Annotated in this window: 13 protein-coding genes; 8 read left to right on the top strand and 5 right to left on the bottom strand. The window is 41.3% G+C overall.

What is annotated here, in order from left to right:
* Positions 1-72 precede the first annotated feature (72 nt).
* Positions 73-1365, bottom strand: coding sequence for an OmpA family protein (locus tag LJ707_RS05530; protein WP_370632378.1), 1293 nt, complete (start codon positions 1363-1365; stop codon positions 73-75).
* A 201-nt stretch (positions 1366-1566) separates the two neighbouring features.
* Between LJ707_RS05530 and LJ707_RS05525 the strand changes: the two genes are divergently transcribed.
* The 7 genes from LJ707_RS05525 to LJ707_RS05495 all read left to right on the top strand — a co-directional run bounded on the left by LJ707_RS05525 (position 1567) and on the right by LJ707_RS05495 (position 9734).
* On the top strand, positions 1567-2859 hold the full coding sequence (locus tag LJ707_RS05525) for an aminopeptidase P N-terminal domain-containing protein (protein ID WP_228949814.1): 1293 nt from the start codon (positions 1567-1569) through the stop codon (positions 2857-2859).
* A gap of 146 nt (positions 2860-3005) precedes the next feature.
* Entirely contained in the window at positions 3006-3965 is a 960-nt protein-coding gene (locus tag LJ707_RS20395; RefSeq protein WP_228949813.1) for a glycosyltransferase family 90 protein, read from the top strand.
* A gap of 7 nt (positions 3966-3972) precedes the next feature.
* Positions 3973-4956 carry a glycosyltransferase family 9 protein gene (locus tag LJ707_RS05515; RefSeq protein ID WP_228949812.1) on the top strand — a complete coding sequence of 328 codons (984 nt, stop codon included), beginning with the start codon at positions 3973-3975 and terminating at the stop codon, positions 4954-4956.
* Positions 4944-5945: a glycosyltransferase family 2 protein gene (locus LJ707_RS05510; protein WP_228949811.1), complete on the top strand. Its 1002-nt coding sequence runs from the start codon at positions 4944-4946 to the stop codon at positions 5943-5945. Before LJ707_RS05515 ends, LJ707_RS05510 begins: the two co-directional genes overlap by 13 nt.
* Positions 5946-6770 carry a hypothetical protein gene (locus LJ707_RS05505; RefSeq protein WP_228949810.1) on the top strand — a complete coding sequence of 275 codons (825 nt, stop codon included), beginning with the start codon at positions 5946-5948 and terminating at the stop codon, positions 6768-6770.
* Between the two features lie 173 nt (positions 6771-6943).
* Positions 6944-8779, top strand: coding sequence for an ABC transporter ATP-binding protein (locus LJ707_RS05500; RefSeq protein ID WP_228949809.1), 1836 nt, complete (start codon positions 6944-6946; stop codon positions 8777-8779).
* Between the two features lie 13 nt (positions 8780-8792).
* The gene (locus LJ707_RS05495) at positions 8793-9734 is read left to right on the top strand and encodes a hypothetical protein (protein ID WP_228949808.1); all 942 of its coding nucleotides are present in this window, start codon (positions 8793-8795) and stop codon (positions 9732-9734) included.
* Positions 9735-9745: 11 nt separating this feature from the next.
* On the opposite strand, the gene LJ707_RS05490 is transcribed toward LJ707_RS05495, so the two are convergent.
* Complete coding sequence (locus tag LJ707_RS05490; protein WP_228949807.1) at positions 9746-10390, bottom strand: glycosyltransferase; 645 nt, start codon at positions 10388-10390, stop codon at positions 9746-9748.
* Positions 10391-10482: 92 nt separating this feature from the next.
* Complete coding sequence (locus LJ707_RS05485) at positions 10483-11163, bottom strand: porin family protein (protein ID WP_228949806.1); 681 nt, start codon at positions 11161-11163, stop codon at positions 10483-10485.
* A 122-nt stretch (positions 11164-11285) separates the two neighbouring features.
* On the opposite strand from LJ707_RS05485, the gene LJ707_RS05480 reads away from it, so the two are divergent.
* Positions 11286-13013, top strand: coding sequence for a glycoside hydrolase family 3 protein (locus tag LJ707_RS05480; RefSeq protein WP_228949805.1), 1728 nt, complete (start codon positions 11286-11288; stop codon positions 13011-13013).
* A gap of 158 nt (positions 13014-13171) precedes the next feature.
* On the opposite strand, the gene LJ707_RS05475 is transcribed toward LJ707_RS05480, so the two are convergent.
* Both LJ707_RS05475 and LJ707_RS05470 read right to left on the bottom strand, forming a co-directional pair.
* On the bottom strand, positions 13172-15214 hold the full coding sequence (locus tag LJ707_RS05475) for a M13 family metallopeptidase (protein ID WP_228949804.1): 2043 nt from the start codon (positions 15212-15214) through the stop codon (positions 13172-13174).
* A gap of 78 nt (positions 15215-15292) precedes the next feature.
* Entirely contained in the window at positions 15293-15862 is a 570-nt protein-coding gene (locus tag LJ707_RS05470) for a pentapeptide repeat-containing protein (protein ID WP_228949803.1), read from the bottom strand.
* Positions 15863-15878: the final 16 nt, after the last annotated feature.

The following is a 15878-nucleotide window of genomic DNA, read 5'->3' as shown; positions in this document are numbered from 1 at the left end:
TTAATAAAAAAAAGAAGGCCCCGGGTTATCCGGGGCCTTCGATATGATCTTTAAAAAAGAATCGATCAAAAATTATTTGCTGAATTCAACACGACGGTTTAATACACGTCCTTCTTCAGTTGAGTTGTCAGCAACCGGGTTAGTTTCGCCGTAACCTTTAACTTTCAGTTTTTTAGCTTCAACACCTGAGTTAACTAAGTAAGTTTTTACTGAGTTAGCGCGGTCTTTAGAAAGTTGCATGTTATGAGCAGCAGTACCTTCTGATGAAGCGTAACCTTTGATAGTTACAACAGCACCTGATGAACGCAGATCAGAAGAAGTAGCGTCAAGAGCAGGGTAAGCTGAAGTTCTTAATACAGAGCTATCAAATTCAAACTGGATGTTTGAATAAGCAGTACCAGCTTCAGTTGAATCAGATTTAGGGAATACGATAGCGCAACCAGCACCGTCAACCACTGTACCAGCAGGAGTGTTAGGGCATTTGTCAAACTGATCAGATACACCGTCACCGTCTGAATCTTTTTTCAGGTCGCTAACTGCAGTTTCAACTGATGATACACGGCCTTTAAGGGCTTCAACTTCCTGACGTAAAGTTTCGTCATAAAGTTCGTCATACATCATAGCTACAGGGTTTACCCAATCCAGGTTCGGTTTTGATTTTGAACCTAAAGTAAACTCTAAGCCAGCGTAACCGTATGACCATTTGTCACGAGTAGGGAATCCTCTTTTGTAACCGTCAAAGTTATCACCGTCAACAAAGTTTACAGTGTAACCTAAGTTCAGGGCAACACCATCGCTTAAACGGAATTTAACACCTGCACCTACAGGGATAACTAATTCTTTGATGTATTTATCATCAGAGCTGTAGTTTACTAACTCGCCACCAGCAGTTGGAGTAGTTTTTGGCTTGTATAAAGCTAAACCGGCACCAGCGTTCAGGAAGAAGTTAACTGAGTTTTTGCGGTGTAAGAAATCGATGCTTCCGAAGTTCCACTGACCACCTAAGGTAGCAGACCAGAAACGGGTTTCAAATTCTTTTTCAGTGTATGATGCCGGATCAACGTTTTCAACATCATTGTTGTTACCGCCAACTTTACCACCGTGCAAGTCTAAGATCAGACCGAAGCTGTGTGAAAGTTGTTGACGGAAAGACAGGCCGTAACCTAAGTTAATGTCTGCGTTCAAATAGTCATTAGTACCGCCCAGGGCGCTGAATGGTGAAGTAACACCACCATTGATACCAATGCTAAAGGTTCTGTACTGACCTAAGCCACCAAATACCTTGGCAGTAGTAGGTTCTGTCGACGTAGAAGCTGAGTCTGTTGAGGTTGAATCTGTTTGTGCGAAAGCCACACTCACAGCCATCAAAGAAGCGAACGATAACGCGACTGTTTTCTTCAATGTAGAATAATTCATAGTTTTAAGATTAAACGATTTTAATTGTGATTTTTTTCAAAAATACTAATTATGTTTGAAAAGAATACCAAATTTTGTTCCAAAAATTAAACCCATAACGCCTATAACCCTGTAATTGTTTTGGGATTTTGATTTTTTAACCTCTACGGCATGAAATATCTACCCATTGATAATGAACTATTTATAAATAATAGAAAAAATTTCGTTTCACGATTAAAACCCTCATCAATAGCTATTTTTCACTCAAATGATGAGTTTCCGCGTAATGGCGATCAAACACATATTTTTAAGCAAAATCCTGATTTTTTTTATTTATCAGGTATCGATCAGGAGCAAAGTATCCTGATATTATTTCCGGAGTGTCCTAATATCCTATACAGAGAAGTACTTTTTTTAAGACAAACCAATGAACACATTGCTGTTTGGGAAGGACACAAGTATACCAAAGATGAAGCACGCGCCGCGTCGGGCATACAAAACGTATACTGGCTGAGCGAATATGATAATATATTACATAGTATTATTAATTACGCCGACAATATTTACCTTAATACTAACGAGAATGACGGCTACCTGCATACCGTACCCTACCGCGATATGCGCATGATAAGCGATCTGAAACAAAAATACCCGCTGCATCATTACCAGCGCTCGGCACCTGTACTGCGCGATCTGCGGCCCGTTAAATCAAACATTGAAATTGAACTGACCAAAAAGGCATGCGCCATTACGCGCGATGCCTTTGTACGTGTGCTTAAATTTGTAAAGCCCGGCGTTACCGAGTATGAGATAGAGGCCGAAGTTACCCATGAGTTTTTACGCCAGCGCGCTACAGGGCATGGTTATAACCCCATCATAGCATCGGGCAAAAATGCTATTGTGCTGCATTATAATGATAACAACCAGGTATGCCGGGATGGCGATGTGATATTATTTGATTTTGGTGCCGAGTACGCCAACTACAATGCCGACCTGAGCCGATCAATACCGGTTAACGGGCGTTTTACCCCACGCCAGCGCGATGTATATAATGCGGTGCTGCGAGTAATGCGTGCAGCTACCAAACTGATAGTAACCGGTACCCTATCGGCCGAATACCATGAAGAGGTTGGCCGCATCATGACCAGCGAACTCATCAGCCTTGGCCTGCTTAAACAACACGAGGTAAATAAGCAGGACCCGAAGATGCCTTTATATAAAAGGTACTTTATGCACGGCACCTCGCATCACCTGGGTATTGATGTGCATGATTATGCAAGCCGATACAAACCATTTGAGGCAGGCAACATCCTTACCTGCGAGCCGGGCATATACATCCCGGAGGAAGGCCTGGGCATACGTATTGAAAATGATATACTGATAACCGAAAATGGCAATATTGACCTGATGGCCGATATACCTGTTGAGGCGGATCATATCGAAGAGATCATGAACAGTAGATAACCTGATAAGCTTGTTATTCAAACTCAGGATAGCTCTCCAGCTATTATGTAATATTGGTGAGGGTGCTTACAAAGCTCATCTATCACGCTAAATAGCAACTATTAGTCGGCACAGCGCTGTATATTTGCAATGCTTAAATTTGTTATGTGGATATAGTGAAACGCCGCCCTGTTAAAAAACCCAAACTTTTTTATTACGCCAAAAACATTTTGCGACAGGCGTTGCCAGGTTTTTTATACAGGCAATTATTGGGTAAAAAGCTTAATGCGCTAAATAACTATAATGCTGCTGAAATTGCCGACAGGGTAAATTACTACAACAAATTAAAGCAATCGGTTAGTTTAGGAGAAAGCGCCATAAGGCTAAGGAATATGGCAATATTTAAAAGCCCTAAAGCTTACAATTTTGATACATTTGAGTACACCCGCTATTTTGATGGCAACTTAAAAGCCTGTTTTTTATTTGGCGATGTGATACATACACCTGCCGAACCAACCATTCAAAAAAGCAGGCCAATTGGTGATGATAATGCCAACGCGGTACTACTTAAACTTGACAAATACCGGCATTTTGTGTTTGTTGATGATAAGATACCCTTTGAAAAAAAGCAGGACGTGTTGATAGGCCGCGGGGTGGTTACGCAGCCACACCGCATCAGGTTTATGGAGATGTATTTTAATAGCCCGCTATGCAATTTAGGGCAGGTTAATACCAATGGCGGTAACATCGCCTGGTTAAAGCCTAAGATAGGTATCAAACAACATTTGCAATACAAATTTATACTGAGCCTTGAAGGGAATGATGTAGCCACTAACCTTAAATGGATCATGTCGTCAAACTCCATTGCGGTCATGCCTGCGCCCAGGTACGAAACCTGGTTTATGGAGGGCCGCCTGATACCTAATGTACATTACATCCATATAAAGGATGATTTTAGTGACCTGGAGGAGCGGCTGCAATATTATATTGATCACCCCGAAGAGGCCAGGCAAATAGCTGTTAACGCCAATAATTACGTTAAGCAGTTTTTTGATAAACAAAAAGAGGACATTATATCGTTATTAGTGCTGCAAAAGTATTTTGAATACACGTTGCAGCTAAAGTAATTCAGCATTGAGCCATACCCCATATAAACATATACTGATAAGCCGTACCGATGCCATTGGCGATGTAGTACTTACCCTGCCCATGTGCGGGTATATACGGTCGGCATTTCCTGGTGTTAAAATATCTTTTTTAGGGCGCACCTATACACAGCCTGTAATTGAGGCATGCAAAGCGGTTAATGAGTTTATTAATTATGATGAACTGCAAAAGTTAACCTTTGAGCAGCAGGCGGCTAAACTTAAAACCCTTGGCGTTGATTGTATTATACACGTCTTTCCGAACAAGCATGTGGCTAAACTGGCTAAGGCAGCGGACATAACAGTTCGCATTGGTACCACCAACCGCATATTCCACTGGCTTACCTGCAATAAACTGGTAAAGCTGAGCCGCAAAAAATCAGATCTGCACGAAGCGCAGCTTAACACAGTGCTACTTAAACCCCTTAGCTTATCTGTACCGCCGCTTGCTGATGTATACAAGTATTATCAATTTGAGCCAAGGCAATGTGTGCCCGCTAATATTATGGCACTGCTATCCGCTGATAAATTTAATTTGATACTGCATCCTAAATCGCATGGCAGCGGGGTAGAGTGGCCGCTTGATTATTTCGGCGAGCTTATCAATATGCTACCGGCAGAGAAGTTTAATATATTCATCAGCGGATCAGAAAAAGAACAGACACTGCTTGCCGATTGGATAAAAAAGCTGCCACCATCAATAAATAACATTACCGGTAAAATGGACCTGTATCAGTTTGTAAATTTTATACGTAATGCTGATGGGCTCATTGCCTCGGGCACGGGGCCGCTGCATATTGCGGCGGCATCGGGCGTTAACACATTAGGGCTGTTTCCATGTGTTCGGCCCATTCATCCGGGCAGGTGGGCACCGCTGGGTGAACGTGCCGGATATTTGGAAAGTAAATCGGAAACTCTTGCGGAGATTGACCCGCAAACCGTAGCTTTAATAATTAGAAATTGGAAAAAGTAGATAACATTACACAATCGCCTCAAGGTATATCAGTTGTTATACCTAACTATAATGGCAAAGTGCTATTGCAAAAAAACCTGCCATCAATATATAATGCATTACGTAAAATTGGCTGCACTTTTGAAATAATAGTTGCTGATGATGCTTCAACCGATGATAGTATTAGCTTTTTAAATGAGCATTATCCTGATATTATAACAACAACAGACACCGATAACAAAGGCTTTTCAACCAACATAAACAGGGGTATTAAGCAGGCTAACCTTGAGTTGGTGTTATTGCTTAACAGTGATGTATCGATTGACGAAAATTATTTTGAACACCAACTTGTGTTATTTGAGCAACCCGATACATTTGGAACAATGGGATGTATTATAGATGAGGCAAATGGCAATATCTCTGAATCATGTAAATACCCCCTTAGCTCTGTTTATAAAATCAATAAGATAAGAAACGTCGATATAAAAAACGTTCATCACATATATACATTTTATTTAAGCGGCGCAAATGCTTTAGTAAATCGCGATAAGCTGATGCAGTTAGGTGGTTTTAACGAGTTGTTTTCGCCCTATTATCATGAGGATCTTGATTTATCGTTAAGGGCATGGCAAAATAGTTGGAAGTGCTATTATGTGCCTGCATCAGTTTGCAGGCATGAAGTATCATCAACCATTAAAAGCCATAACTCCCGAAAAAAGATCAAAACCATAAGTACCCGTAACAAACTTACATTGCATTACCTGCACCTTGGCAGCGGGCTTAAAATGTTATGGGCCTTTGCCACGTTCGTAGCATTGTTCTATAAATGGATCACCGGACAAGTATACTTTTATACATCGGTGAAGCTGTTTACCGGCCTCTTGCCTGATATACGGGTATACAAGGCCGCTTTTACAAAACAAGCCATCGCCAACAATCGCTACATGGATTACCGGCAATGTAAAAAAAATATCAAAGCATCTATTGATGCCGTATTAAACAGAAATTAGATGAGTAACCTGCCTGATTTTGTAAAAAGTATTGATTTACCTGAGTATCGATACAAATATTCAATATGCACACTGGTAACCCAAAAGCAGGAATATACTGAGATGCTCGAATCATTCATTAAAGGAGGTTTTGATCCGGCAGACTGTGAGTTTCTTATTGCTGATAACAGTGCCGCCAATAAAGTGGATGCTTACACGGGGCTCAATTCATTCCTTCAATCAGCTAAAGGTGAATACATTATTTTATGCCATCAGGATATACTACTTACCGAACACAGTACCCGTTCCATATTACAGAAACGTATTAATGAAATGGATGCACTACACCCGAATTGGGCGGTATTAGGTAATGCCGGGGCGGCCCCGAGGCTTTATAAAAAGCTTTCTATAAAAATTAGTTACCCAAACGGTTTCGTTGATGTAAAAGGGAAACAACCAGCCAGGGTATGCAGTGTTGACGAAAATTTTATGGTGGTAAAAAATGCCGCTAACCTGGCTTTATCAGGCAACATTGGCGGTTACCATTTATATGGCCTTGATATATGCATGACGGCCGAAATGCTGGGTTACACCTGCCACGTGATAGATTTTTTACTTATACATAAAAGCCTGGGCAATATTGATTATTCATTTGATCAAACCGTTGAACGTACCCGAAAAAAATACGCGCTGTTTTTTAAAGGCCGTTATCTTAATACTACTATAGCAACCTTTTATATTTCGGGCTCCGCATTCAAAAACCGGTTATACACCACCAAACTCTTTAAGCGGATTTTTAAAAACGTTGAACGTATTAACGTTTTTTATAAAAAATTAATCAACTGAAAAACAAGCTCATATAAACTCACCCCTGATAACTAACCATAAGTTGTAGCGTTAAAGCTATAAATAACGTAACAGCCATAAGCTTTTCAGTATATATATAATGGCTTACGGTTTAACGTTATAATAATAATTGTTTAATTACTGTTAGCTTTGCGCGCTTTTATAAAATTTTAATGAAGACATATTTCAGGCTGCTATCATTTGCCAAGCCTATTGAAAAATTTGCCATACCCTATATACTGTATACATTATTATATGTGATATTCAGCACATCCGTATTGGCTTTGCTTGGCCCTCTACTAAATACATTGTTCAACGTGAACGAGTGCGGGCCGGAAAAGGCCGCCAAAGTAAGCAGTGACCTTTCTACCTTTGATGTGGCGGGCTGGTTTAAATATTACTTAAATGATTATACTGTACACAATGGAAAGTTTGGTGCGCTGCAATTTGTTTGTGTAATTATAGTTGTGGCGGTTATATTAGGTAATTTTTTCCGGTACCTGTCACAACGTACTATGGAAAACATGCGCATTCACACACTGCTAAAAATACGCAAAGCGGTATTTGATAATGTAATAAACCTTCATCTTGGTTTTTTTAATAACGAACGCAAGGGTGATATTATCTCTAAGATAGCATCAGAGGTACAAACCGTGCAGTTTACGGTTACCGGCTCGTTGCAGGTAATATTTAAGGAGCCATTGTTACTCATAGCGTATCTTGTGGTATTATTTTCTACCTCAGTAAAACTTACCTTAATATCATTACTGGTTATACCTGTAGCTGGTCTTATCATTTCGCGCATCGTAAAAAAACTTCGCTCGCAGGCTGTAGAAGCTCAAAACTCATATGCCAATATGGTAAGCTACCTTGATGAAGCGCTTTCAGGCATCAAAATTATAAAGGCATTTAATGCTACAAATTTCATTATCAAACGCTTTGATGATGAAAACATCCGTTATTCAAACATAGGCAAGGCAATGTCTCGAAGGCAGCAACTGGCATCACCTGTATCTGAAGCACTATCCATCATCATGATCTCCTTTATCGTGCTATATGGTGGTTATCTGCTGTTCAATAATGAGTCAGAGCTTACGCCTGGCCAGTTCATAGCCTATATTGCCCTTTTTTCGCAATTAATGCGTCCGGCAAAAGCCCTTGGCGATGCTTTTAGTAACATACATACGGGCTTGGTTGCTGGTGAACGGATTTTAGCGCTAATTGATGAAAAACCACAGATAACAGATGCACCTGATGCGGTTGATGTAACTGAATTTAAGGAGGGGATACATCTCAATAACCTGAGCTTTGCCTATAAAGAGAGAGTGGTGCTTAAAAACATTAATCTCATAGTGCCTAAAGGAAAAACCGTAGCATTAGTTGGCCCATCGGGTGGTGGTAAATCAACACTTATGGATTTGCTGCCAAGATTTATTGAACCAAAGGAAGGTGCGGTTTTAATTGATAATAAAGATATTAAACATATAACTTCAGATTCGCTGCGTGCTATGATGGGTATTGTTAACCAGGAGTCAATATTATTTAACGACACTATTTTCAACAACATTGCCTTTGGTAAAACCGGTATTACACAGGAGCAAGTTGAGGCAGCAGCTCGCATTGCCAATGCCCATAACTTTATTATGGATACCGATAATGGCTATCAAACAAATATTGGTGACCGTGGTGTAAAACTTTCGGGCGGGCAAAGGCAGCGAATCAGTATTGCACGTGCGGTACTTAATAACCCGCCTATTATGCTGCTTGATGAGGCAACTTCAGCACTGGATACAGAATCAGAAAAACTGGTCCAGGATGCTCTAAACAACCTAATGAAAAATCGCACATCATTAATTATAGCACACCGCTTAAGCACCATACAAAATGCTGACATTATAGTAGTGCTTGAAGAAGGCCGTATTGTTGAGCAAGGTAACCACGTCGAATTGATGGAACACAATGGGCTGTACCGAAAACTTATTGATATGCAAACGTTTAACAACGATTAACCAACCTTAATTTATGGCAAAAAAGAAAGGTTTTTTTAGTAAAAACTGGCTAAAATATACCAACAGAGAAGCATACAAACTATATAAATATAATCTGGATGCTTCAAAACGTGCTGAATATGCTAAAACAATGTTTGAGCATCAGCACCTTTTCAGGATGAATGATATTGTAACTAAAGCACAGTCAAACGGAAGCATCAATTTTAGTCACAGCGGCAATTCCGGCGATATTATTTATTCATTGCCGACCATTAAAAAGTTACATGAATTAACAGGATTACCTGTTAACCTGTATCTGAAGATAAATCAGCCAATGCAACTTGCCAAGGGGTACACTCACCCGCTTGGTAATGTTATGCTCAACCAAAAAATGGCAGAGTTACTTATTCCGCTTGTTGCTGCACAACCTTACATTAATACTTGCGATATTACTACTACACAGCGTATTGATATAGACCTGGATTATTTTAGGGCAGGATTAATTCCGCTTGATAAAGGCAACATAGCCCGCTGGTGCGGATACATTACCGGTGTTAATTTAGAATTGTGGAAAAAATGGCTGTTTGTTGAACCTGATGCTTCATATAATGATACTATTATCGTTGCCCGTAGTGAGCGTTATCGTAACTTGTTAACAGATCATTCGTTTTTACAGCAATATAAAAATAAACTTTTTATAGGTGTAAAAAGCGAATACGACGATATTAAACAAATTGTGCCTGATATAGAATGGCTACAGGTTTCTGATTTTTTAAAACTTGCTTCAGTAATTGCAGGATGTAAGTTTTTTATTGGGAATCAATCATTTCCTTTTTCAATTGCCGAAGGACTGAAGGTTAAGCGTGTACTCGAAACATCATTTGATGTGATCAATGTAGTACCTGAAGGTGAAGGTGGACATGACTTCTTGTTCCAAAGCCATTTTGAGTCAATCGTAGCTGAATTGAATGCTTAATAATGGAGGTATTAAATGGTATCATAATATGCATTTTGCCGTTCTTGTCGTTCTATATCTTTAATATGTAGCAAACAAAGGTCAAAATCTTCTGCAGGGAGTAAAAACTCATTTTCAAAACCGGTAAATACTTCGTGCACCTTGTTTTTCCATTTTATCTTTCCATTCAGTTTAATTATGCGGGGCTGATAGTCGGGATAATTAATGTAACCGCTGCTATTTATGTGCCAGTTCCATTGTTTAATATGTTCATCGGTATAACCGTTAACAATGTTTATACGGGGCACTAAAAAGCAATCGTTACGCTTATTTTTTTTAAGTATAGGTTTAAGATGTTTTATAAGTGATGCTTTGGGTATTTCATCAGCATCCATCTGAAAAAGGTAATCACCTTTAGCAATGGTTATAAGGTTGTTTTTAAAAGTTGCGAAATCATCATTAAGATGGGTTTTAAAAACTATTACCCTATTTTTATATTTTTCAATAATCTTATTAACAGCATCATTTTCATTTGTTACATCCTGCAAAACAATTACATCGTCGTGTTTATCAATTAATGGCAAAAGCGTGTTTAACAAATCTTCAAGCTCCTTTGCCTCATTGCAAACTGTTATTCCATACGATATCTTAATCGTTTTTAGAAAGTCAAATATCATGACATAAAAGTATCATGTTTGATATTAATCACAAGTATTATGCTTAAATATAATTCTGAGGCAATTAAAATGCCTCAGAATTACATACCTTTTTACCTGAACTTAAAGCCCAGGCCTATTTGCCAAATCTGGTTGCGGTAATCGGGTATGTTTGAGTAGCGCTCGGTATTGCTGTCCTGCAGGTCAATGGTGTAGCGGGCGTGCAGGTCAACCGTGCGGTTAAGGTCAATACTTAAACCTATCACGCCGCCAACAAGGGTCTTGTTGCCTTCGTAATCATAACGCTCTTCAACAACCGTGGCAAAATCATTACGGTAAATATTTTTTGATGATAACAGGAATGATAGCTGCGGGCCGATCACAAAATTAAATCCCGGTGTAAGCTTGATCTTGGCCAGCAGGGGTACATCAATAAAATTATTGCGCTGCTTAAAATCGCCGTCAATAGTTTGCGCGCTAAACCCTTTTTGTGACCACAGCACCTCCGGCGCGAATGATAGCGGATAGATGATCGGCACATCCAGCGTAAAGCCAAGGTTGGCACCGGCAATGGTGTTGGTTGTCCAGTCGGAGTTATAAGCGTCAACCGTATTGGCAATATTAAGGCCGCCCTTAAAACCCGCCGTTACCTGGTAAAAATCATTATGGCGGCGTTGGTTATTGTTATGATAATATCCCGGCGGCGGGCGGCGCACCGGTTTACGGCGATAATATTGGGCGCTAACATCGCCCGCTATAAGCAGGCATATGGCAATAAATAAAACTTTTTTCATTTTTTTAAACTTGTTGGTTTTACAGCATAGAGTAAAACCATGGGCAAAGGTTTATTCGTACCTTAAAAAACACTACTGGCAAAACAATTGATAGGATAAGTAGATTAAACTACATTTGAGCTATGAAAGGATATTATCCGCGTATAAAATATATACTATTAACCATATCATTTTTTATTTACACGTGCTCATTTGCTCAAAAAGCAGGCTTTGTGCAATCGCTTTCGCAGCAAAACCGTTGGGTTGATTCTGTTTACGATGAGTTAAGCACTAAAGAACGCATAGCCCAGCTTTTTTTTGTGCGTGCGCATACCAACAAAGGCCGTGCTTATGAGGATTCGGTTGAACAGGTGATCAAGGAACAAAAGGTTGGCGGCCTGGTATTTTTTCAGGGCGGCCCGGGCAGGCAGGCAGCGCTTACCAACAGGTACCAGCGCGCGGCCGAAGTACCCCTGCTGGTATCAATGGATGGCGAATGGGGCGTAGGCATGCGGTTAGACTCAGCCATCACTTACCCATATCAAATGACACTTGGCGCCATACAGGACAATACCCTGATCTATAAAATGGGACAAATGATAGGCCGCGATTTTAAACACCTTGGCCTGCAAATGAATTTTGCCCCGGTAATGGATATCAATAATAACCCTAATAACCCGGTAATCAATTACCGCTCATTTGGTGATAACCGCTTTAACGTAGCAAAAAAGGGTATAGCTTACTTTCAGGGTATGCAAAATGAGGGTATTTTAACTACTGCCAAACACTTTCCGGGTCATGGCGATACTAATGTGGACTCTCATGCCGATCTGCCGGTATTACCATTTACCCGCCAGCGGCTTGATTCTTTAGAAATGTACCCTTTCCGGGAGGCTATCAATGCAGGCTTGTCCGGCGTAATGGTTGCCCATATGAATATTCCGGCATTAGATACAGCTAAGAACAGGCCATCTACACTATCGCGCCCTATTATAACCGGTTTACTAAAAGATTCATTAAAATTTAAGGGCCTTGTAGTGTCTGATGCGATGGAGATGAAGGGCGTTACCAAATTCTTCCCGAACGGTGAGGCCGATGTACAGGCATTTTTGGCAGGTAATGATATCCTTGAGCTGTCAGAAAACTCGGAGCGCGCTATTAAGCTTATCAAAAAAGCATTGCGTAAGGATCTGATCACTGAGGCTGAGTTTGAGGCCAAGGTAAAAAAAGTGCTTGCCGCCAAATACTGGGCCGGGCTTAACAGTTATAAACCTGCCCCGTTACGCGATGCAGTAAGTTACGTTAACCGCCCAGAAGCCAAAGCACTTATACAACAGCTAAGCGATGCGGCAGTTACCATGCTGAAAGGCAGCACCCCTACCCTGCGGTTAAACCCGCTGGCTAAAACTGCTATTGTTAATATCGGCATTGATAGAATGACCACCTTTCAGCAAGAGCTGGCCCGATGGTATCCAAATAGCATGTTGTTTGTGGTAGGTAAAACCACCTCTCTTAATGACCTTAACTCCATGCTGGTTAACTTGAAAAAGTACGACCAGATATTTATATCGATATATGATACCCGCAGCCGCCCGCAAAGCAAACTGGATTATAATGCTGACATAAAATTCCTGATAGCGCAGCTTGCAGCCCAGCCACATACGGTAACCACCGTGTTTGCCAATGCTTATACTATTGCCGGGCTGCCGGGCATTGAGCGTAGCGGGGCACTCCTGGCCTGTTATCAAAATACCGATGAATTGCAGCGTGCTGCAGTTAAAGTAATAACCGGGCAAATAAAGCCTATGGGTAAACTACCTGTGAGCGTTAACAGCTTTTTCCCCACGGGAACTGGCGTAATGCTGCCGTAAATTCTCCCTAACTATTTATTTCATCCTTATTTACGTCATTGCGAGGCACGAAGCAATCTCTGAAGCGACTTAATTAGCTTAGATAAAAGAGATTGCTTCGTACCTCGCAATGACGGGTTTTAAAGTTCCCTCTCCTTAGGAGAGGATTAGGGTGAGGTTTACCAAACCTTAACCTGATCTTTTTCGGCACGATACATTTTATCGCCGGGTTTCACGTTAAAGGCTTTGTAGAATGCCGGGGTATTTGCCAGCACGCCGTTTACACGGAACATTTCAGGCGAGTGCGGGTCAGAACTGATGCGTACACGCATGGTTTCATCACTGCTTTTTATGCGCCATACCTGGGCGTATGACAGGAAGAAACGCTGATCGGGCGTAAAGCCGTCAATCTTTTTATCGCCTTTGCCCTGCCCGGTATTTTTAAATGCCTGGTAAGCAATGGCAACACCGCCAATATCAGCCAGGTTTTCGCCCTGGGTAAGGCTGCCGTTAACATGCAAACCGTTAAGTACGGTGTAGCCGTTATACTGATCGATCATGATCTGCACTTTGCTCTTAAATTTAGACGCGTCGGCGGCAGTCCACCAATCCTTCAGGTTGCCCTGAGCATCGTACTGGCGACCCTGATCATCGAAACCGTGGGTCATTTCGTGGCCGATAACCGCACCGATAGCGCCATAGTTAATGGCATCATCAGCGTTCTTATCAAAGAACGGAAACTGCAGGATACCTGCCGGGAAAACTATCTCGTTAAACGATGGGTTGTAATAAGCGTTAACCGTAGGCGGCGTCATCCCCCACTCAGTTTTGTCAACCGGTTTGTTCACCTTAGCAATCATTTCCTTATAGTCGTGCCTGGCTATTGATTGCAGGTTTTTGTAATAAGCATCCTTGCTGATCTCTACATCATCGTAATTCTTCCATTTGTCAGGATAGCCAATCTTCTTAACAAACGAATTAAGTTTTTCGAGCGCCTTTTTCTTAGTTTCAGGGCTCATCCAGTCCAGCTTTTCAATACGGTCTTTATACACCGCCTGCAGGTTATTTACCAGTTTAAGCATGCGATCCTTAGCATCAGGTGTGAAGTATTTTTCAACGTAAAGCTGACCAAGCAACTCGCCCAGGCCGCCATCAACCTGCGATGCCATATTTTTCCAACGCTCTTTTTGCTCCTTTTGGCCATATAATGTTCGTCCAAAAAAATCAAACCGTGCATCCCTGAATTTTTTACTCAGATCGCCGGCAGCACCGTTAAGTACGTTAAAGGCAAGCTTATCTTTCCAAACATCAATAGGCTGAGATTTAAGTAAACCGTTTAGCGCCTTGTAATAATCGGGCTGGCCAACCAATACGGTATCGGTGCTTAGCTGCATACGGGTAAACACATCCTTCAAATCAATATCAGGTACAGCTTTTTGCAGATCAGCCACGGCAAGTTTATTATAATTGGCATTAGGATCGCGCAGCTCAACCGGAGTACGGTGAGATTTAGCGATGGCCGTTTCCAGCGCCAGAATGCTCTCAGCTTTTTTAGCGGCATTGGCCGGGGCTTCGCCGGTGTATTCAAACAGTTTGGCAATGTATTTTACATAAGCCTTGCGGATAGCTTCTTTATCCTTATCAAAATAATAATCGCGATTGGGCAGGTTTAAGCCGGCCTGATCAAAGTGGGCCACGTTTTTACTGCTTTCCTTATCATCAGGCGATACATAAAAACCTAATAAAAAGCCATCGCCATCCTTGTAACCATCAGCAGCCAGGGCTAATAGTTCTTTATGATCTTTAACCGCCTTTACTTTGGCAAGCAGTGGTTTTACCGGGTCAAAGCCCAGTTTCTCCATAGCAACGGTATCCATACCGCTGGTGTACAAATCACCTACCTTTTGCTCAGTGCTGCCTTGCTCATTACCTTGCTTGGCAATGGCTTCAAGTATCTGATGCAGATTTTTCTGGTTATCATCATACAGGGTGTAAAATGACCCCCAACCCGTTTCTGATGGTGGAATTTTGGTCTTTTTCATCCAGTTACCACCGGCATACATAAAAAAGTCGTCGCCCGGCTTAACGGTGGTGTCCATGGCGGTTTTGTCAAAGAAAACGGTACGCGCGGGTGGTTCGCTGGTAGCGTCCTTTTTGTTTGAGTTACAGGCCGCCGCCGAAACAGCAACCGAGGCAAGCATTGCCCAATGTGTTAACTTCATAATAAAATAGGTTCAGTTATTTAATATATCTACTAATTGACGTAATATTTTGCAATATGTTACCATGTGCGGTAAAATTTATCCCTCTATCCTGAGATCGTATTTAGCCAGTAATCCCGGCAAACCATGTACCGAAAAGCGGGTCTTTTTCAGCGTGTTCTCATCCGGATCGATGATGTAATTATAGGAGGTACGCAGATCGGCATTTTTGAGAATTGTATAGCTAAAAACAGCACGGTGCAGATCGCAGTTGGCAAATAAGGCATCAGTCAGGTCGCACTCGGTCAGGTCAGCTTCCTTTAACAAACAATCAGTAAACCGCCCACCCTTATTTTTCTTTTTGTATAAGATAACGTTATTAAGCGTGCATCCCTCAAAACTTACTCCGAACAAAAAATCGAGTGCCTTACTAAAATCCACACCGTTAACATTACAATCCTTAAAAAAAGCATCCTGAAAACCGGTTTTAAAGATCACGGCCCTTTCAAGGTCGCACTGCTCAAAACGGCAGTTAATAAAAGTGATGCTTGACAGATCGGCACCCGGCATATCGCAGTCAATAAACTTACAGTTATCAAAGGTTTGCGCCAGGCCGGCAAGGGTTGTAAGGCCGGTAAATGTTTTATCTTCTTCGATGTGGTTAAGCATGGCGGCAAATTAAATA

It is taken from the genome of Mucilaginibacter sp. UR6-1, from assembly GCF_020880975.1.
GTDB lineage: Bacteria > Bacteroidota > Bacteroidia > Sphingobacteriales > Sphingobacteriaceae > Mucilaginibacter.
Note: the sequence above shows the minus strand (reverse complement) of the source record. Positions and strands in the feature narration are given on the sequence as shown.